The sequence below is a fragment of the Candidatus Similichlamydia epinepheli genome, from assembly GCF_003056015.1.
Genome location: NZ_PPEU01000137.1, coordinates 1 through 1,428, shown reverse-complemented (window position 1 = coordinate 1,428; position 1,428 = coordinate 1). Strand labels below are relative to the sequence as shown.

At 42.3% G+C, this 1,428-nt stretch carries 3 protein-coding genes and 1 pseudogene; all 4 read right to left on the bottom strand.

Annotated elements, in window-relative coordinates:
* A pseudogene (locus tag GCCT14_RS04930) lies at positions 1-199 on the bottom strand (hypothetical protein); the annotation flags it as partial.
* A 6-nt stretch (positions 200-205) separates the two neighbouring features.
* The gene (locus GCCT14_RS04925; protein ID WP_157952642.1) at positions 206-388 is read right to left on the bottom strand and encodes a hypothetical protein; all 183 of its coding nucleotides are present in this window, start codon (positions 386-388) and stop codon (positions 206-208) included.
* A gap of 282 nt (positions 389-670) precedes the next feature.
* Positions 671-1,147, bottom strand: a complete 477-nt coding sequence (locus tag GCCT14_RS04920) for a DnaA N-terminal domain-containing protein (protein WP_108624452.1) — start codon at positions 1,145-1,147, stop codon at positions 671-673.
* Positions 1,148-1,186: 39 nt separating this feature from the next.
* The coding region (locus tag GCCT14_RS04915; protein ID WP_157952641.1) for a tetratricopeptide repeat protein at positions 1,187-1,428 on the bottom strand (242 nt) is incomplete at its 5' end.

The following is a 1,428-nucleotide window of genomic DNA, read 5'->3' as shown; positions in this document are numbered from 1 at the left end:
CCAGAGTCTTAAAGTCGTAAACTTCCTGATTTGAAGGGAGCTCCTGAGATTGAAAAATAACAAGAGCCTCAAAGAAAGAACGAGCAATTTCGTACTTTCCTTGTCGGATGTAAAAATAGCCAGTGAAACGCAAATCTTGTACCTGCTCTTCGGAGAAGCCTAGCAGATCACGCCAAACTAAGGTCTCTTCTTCTTGCATATTATTCTACGCCCCCTGGAATCGAGCTCGATTACAAATTGCACTGATACACCATCTCACAAGTGAAAGAACTCTTCCTACAAAAACGGTTAAACTAAGTAGTTGACGTTTTTTTAAATTTGAACTGGGCAAATAACTGGATAATCTATCTTCAATCTCTTCCCATTCTTCTTCATCTAAGCTCATCATTTTGTATTGGTATGCCCAACTGGGAGGAAAATATCTCCAATCGTGTCAAGGAGGGGGGTATCTATGCGCAAGGTGACAATTGCAGATTTTGGGAGAGATGAGTCTGATAGATACGCCCGTCTGCAATCCTTAGTTGAATCTGTCTGGTCAGCCCATCATGAATCTCGAATTATTCAGCACCATGCACGTGTCAGTGTGGCGACTGCTTGGTTGGGAGATGACAGGTTTAGAGAGATTGGATTAGAGCCAGTAGTTGTAGGACAGTCTCGATTTTCAGAACGGTTAGATATGTCTCATTACAAACACCCTCTTAGGAAGCCTTCCTGGCCTGGTAGCCACTCCAAAAGCAGCAGATTTAGCAAATTGGTTACAGGTTCCCTCAATAAAAGAATCGAACTTATACGATCGATTTAATTTCATCGTATTGTTCTGGTCTGAAGGTTGTGCATCAACTGTAGTTGTCTTCTCTTTTGATTCTGGGATTGGTAAATCAGCAATGACAAAACGAACAGACGGCTTTCCATCTGATCTAACTGGAAGAAAAGACCTTAAATCCTCACAAAAATTAGATAGAAGGTACTCCTGCACGAAAACATTTGCAACTTGCAAAACGCACTCATTTTCATCAACTCCTAAGCAGATAATCGGCTCAATCCAATTCTGAAAGGCAGTCATAGAAGAACGAGAACGAGCAAACTCCACAAATTGATCCCATGCGGTGATAGATGGACACACCGGCTCTCGATCGAGTAAAGCCACTTAACTTTTGCCCCCCTATTTCTCGTCTTGGAATCTCTATCATACCACTTGTTGAGCTTCCCATCCTGCCATCAAAGCCTCTGCAGCTGCTGCAATCTCTGGCGAATTACTCTTTCTAACCTCTTCTGCGGCCTCCAAACCTTCTTCGATTCTATTTATGGAGAAAAGGCAATAGATACGATTCAAACGAGTAGTCCAATCTTCTGGATCAAACTTTAAAGCACGATCTAAATAACGCAGAGCACGACGGTACTTACCAAGTTCTAAATATAGAGCTCCGG